The sequence below is a fragment of the Streptomyces sp. CRN 30 genome (genome assembly GCF_034105845.1).
This window is the reverse complement of record NZ_JAVRHI010000524.1, coordinates 1-3,394: the sequence shown is the minus strand read 5'-3', so window position 1 is coordinate 3,394 and position 3,394 is coordinate 1. Positions and strand designations below refer to the sequence as shown.

Here is a 3,394-nt window from a genome sequence, read left to right as displayed (position 1 = left end):
GCCTCGTTCAGGTCCGGGTACGCGTCGTGCAGCACCTTGGTAATGGCGGCCGTGAGGGTCGTCTTACCGTGGTCGATGTGACCGATGGTGCCGATGTTGACGTGCGGCTTAGTCCGCTCGAACTTCGCCTTCGCCACTGGGGTCCTCCTGTGGAGTGGTTCTGAACGCCTTGCTTCATCGGCGCCAGGTGATCTTTGCTGGATAGCCCGGTGCCCGGGGGCATCCCGCCTGCCGCACGGCTCATGGCCGGTCGGCGGCGGAATGCCCTGATGCAGGCTCCGGAGTCAAGCCTAAAGCGTGTGAACGGGGTCCGTTGAACGGAGCCTCGTTACTCGCCCTTGGCCTTCGCGATGATCTCCTCGGCGACGTTCCGCGGAACCTCGGCGTAGGAGTCGAACTGCATCGAGTAGCTTGCGCGACCCGACGTCTTGCTGCGGAGGTCGCCGACGTAGCCGAACATCTCCGACAGCGGCACGAGGCCCTTGACGACGCGGGCACCGGCCCGCTCCTCCATGGCCTGGATCTGGCCACGGCGGGAGTTGATGTCGCCGATGACGTCGCCCATGTAGTCCTCGGGCGTCGTGACCTCGACGGCCATCATCGGCTCGAGCAGCACGGGGCTGGCCTTGCGCGCGGCCTCCTTGAAGGCCTGCGAACCGGCGATCTTGAACGCCAGCTCGGAGGAGTCGACCTCGTGGTAGGCGCCGTCGAGCAGCGTCACACGCACACCGGTCATCTCGTAGCCGGCGATGATGCCGAACTGCATGGCCTCCTGGGCGCCCGCGTCCACCGAAGGGATGTACTCCTTCGGCACACGGCCACCGGTGACCTTGTTGACGAACTCGTACGAGGCGTCGCCGCCCTCGATCGGCTCGATCGCGATGATGACGCGAGCGAACTGGCCGGTGCCACCCGTCTGCTTCTTGTGGGTGAACTCGACCTTCTCGACGGCCTTGCGGATCGTCTCACGGTACGCGACCTGCGGCTTGCCGACGTTGGCCTCGACGCGGAACTCGCGCTTCATCCGGTCGACCAGCACCTCGAGGTGAAGCTCGCCCATACCGCCGATGACGGTCTGGCCGGTCTCCTCGTTGGTGTGCACCTGGAAGGAGGGGTCCTCCTCCGCGAGACGCTGGATGGCGACACCCAGCTTCTCCTGGTCGCCCTTGGACTTGGGCTCGATCGCGACCTCGATGACCGGCGCCGGGAAGTCCATGGACTCCAGGATCACCGGGTTCTTCTCGTCGGACAGCGTCTCACCGGTGGTGGTCTGCTTCAGGCCCATGACGGCGACGATGTCGCCGGCGCCCACCGACTCGATCTCCTCACGCTTGTTGGCGTGCATGCGGTAGATCTTGCCGATGCGCTCCTTGCGGCCCTTGACGGAGTTCAGCACGGCGGTGCCGGACTCCAGGCGGCCGGAGTACACGCGGACGAAGGTGAGCTTGCCGAGGTGCGGGTCGCTCATGATCTTGAACGCGAGGGCGGCGAGAGGCTCGTCGTCCGACGGCTTGCGGGCGATGACCTTCTCCGGGTCCTTGACGTCCTGGCCTTCGATGGCCTCGACGTCGAGGGGGGAGGGGAGGTAACGCACGACCGCGTCGAGCAGGGGCTGGACGCCCTTGTTCTTGAACGCGGTGCCGCAGAAGACGGGGGTGACGGTGGTGCCGTCGCCCTTGCCGGAGGCGATGGTGATCCGACGGATCGCCGCGTAGAGCTGGTCCACGGAGGGCTCGGTGCCCTCCAGGTACAGCTCCATCAGCTCGTCGTCGTTCTCGGCCACGGCTTCGAGGAGCTTGCCGCGGTACTCCTCGGCAGCCTCGGTGTGGGTGTCCGGGATGTCGACGATGTCGTACATCTCGCCCTTGGTCGCCTCGGCGGACCAGACGAAGGCCTTCATCGTCACGAGGTCGACGACGCCCTTGAAGTCCGCCTCGGCACCGATCGGCAGCTGCATGACCAGCGGCTGCGCGCCCAGGCGCCCGCTGATCATGTCGACGCAGCGGTGGAACTCCGCGCCGGTCCGGTCGAGCTTGTTGACGAAGCAGATGCGCGGGACGCCGTAGCGGTCGGCCTGACGCCACACCGTCTCGGACTGCGGCTCGACACCGGCGACGCCGTCGAACACCGTCACGGCACCGTCGAGCACGCGGAGCGAACGCTCCACCTCGACGGTGAAGTCGACGTGGCCCGGGGTGTCGATGATGTTGATGGTGTGGTCGACGTCGTTCATCGGCCAGTGACAGGTGGTGGCAGCAGAGGTGATCGTGATGCCACGCTCCTGCTCCATCCAGTCCATGGTCGCGGCGCCGTCGTGAACCTCACCGATCTTGTACGACACACCGGTGTAGAACAGGATCCGCTCGGTGGTGGTCGTCTTGCCCGCGTCGATGTGGGCCATGATCCCGATGTTGCGGACCTTGGCCAGGTCAAGTGAAGTGGTAGCCATAAGGCTTCAGTCTTCTCTCGGTCTCGATGGGGGTAGCGACTACCAGCGGTAGTGCGCGAAGGCCTTGTTGGACTCGGCCATCTTGTGCGTGTCCTCGCGCTTCTTGACGGCCGCACCGAGGCCGTTCGAAGCGTCGAGAAGCTCGTTGAGGAGGCGCTCGGTCATGGTCTTCTCGCGGCGGGCGCGGGAGTAACCGACGAGCCAGCGCAGCGCGAGCGTGTTGGCACGACCGGGCTTGACCTCGATCGGGACCTGGTACGTCGCACCACCGACACGGCGGGACTTGACCTCAAGGGTGGGCTTGATGTTCTCAAGCGCGCGCTTCAGCGTGATGATCGGGTCGTTGCCCGTCTTCTCACGCAGACCCTCCATGGCGCCGTAGACGATGCGCTCGGCGGTGGAGCGCTTGCCGTTCAGCAGCACCTTGTTGATCAGGGAGGTCACCAGAGGAGAGCCGTAGACCGGGTCGATGATGACCGGGCGCTTCGGGGCGGGGCCCTTACGAGGCATTCTTACTTCTCCTTCTTGGCGCCGTAGCGGCTGCGAGCCTGCTTGCGGTTCTTGACACCCTGGGTGTCGAGCGAGCCGCGGATGATCTTGTAGCGAACACCCGGCAGGTCCTTCACACGGCCGCCGCGCACGAGCACGATGGAGTGCTCCTGCAGGTTGTGTCCCTCACCCGGAATGTAAGCAGTGACCTCGATACCGCTGGTCAGACGCACACGCGCGACCTTACGCAGGGCCGAGTTCGGCTTCTTCGGGGTGGTCGTGAACACACGCGTGCAGACGCCACGACGCTGGGGCGAACCCTCGAGTGCGGGCGTCTTGTTCTTCTCGACCTTGTCCTGCCGGCCCTTCCGGACCAGCTGCTGGATCGTAGGCACTACTTCTCCGGTTTCTGTGTGCCGAATGGTGAAGCTAACCTGGAACGTCGCCGACCCACGC

4 protein-coding genes are annotated in these 3,394 nt (G+C 65.4%); all 4 read right to left on the bottom strand.

Going from position 1 to position 3,394, the window contains the following annotated elements:
- The coding region (locus UW392_RS61695; RefSeq protein WP_320782771.1) for a GTP-binding protein at positions 1 to 137 on the bottom strand (137 nt) is incomplete at its 3' end.
- Between the two features lie 191 nt (positions 138 to 328).
- Positions 329 to 2,449: an elongation factor G gene (gene fusA, locus UW392_RS61690; RefSeq protein ID WP_320784273.1), complete on the bottom strand. Its 2,121-nt coding sequence runs from the start codon at positions 2,447 to 2,449 to the stop codon at positions 329 to 331.
- Positions 2,450 to 2,488: 39 nt separating this feature from the next.
- Complete coding sequence (gene rpsG / locus UW392_RS61685; protein ID WP_003992340.1) at positions 2,489 to 2,959, bottom strand: 30S ribosomal protein S7; 471 nt, start codon at positions 2,957 to 2,959, stop codon at positions 2,489 to 2,491.
- A gap of 2 nt (positions 2,960 to 2,961) precedes the next feature.
- A complete protein-coding gene (gene rpsL, locus UW392_RS61680) occupies positions 2,962 to 3,333 on the bottom strand; it encodes a 30S ribosomal protein S12 (protein ID WP_003948652.1) in 372 nt (123 codons plus the stop codon).
- Positions 3,334 to 3,394 lie beyond the last annotated feature (61 nt).

What these genes read in the sequence shown, in the direction of transcription:
- fusA (WP_320784273.1), bottom strand. Translation starts at nt 2,449, where the DNA reads ATGGCTACCACTTCACTTGACCTGGCCAAGGTCCGCAACATCGGGATC.
- rpsG (WP_003992340.1), bottom strand. Translation starts at nt 2,959, where the DNA reads ATGCCTCGTAAGGGCCCCGCCCCGAAGCGCCCGGTCATCATCGACCCG.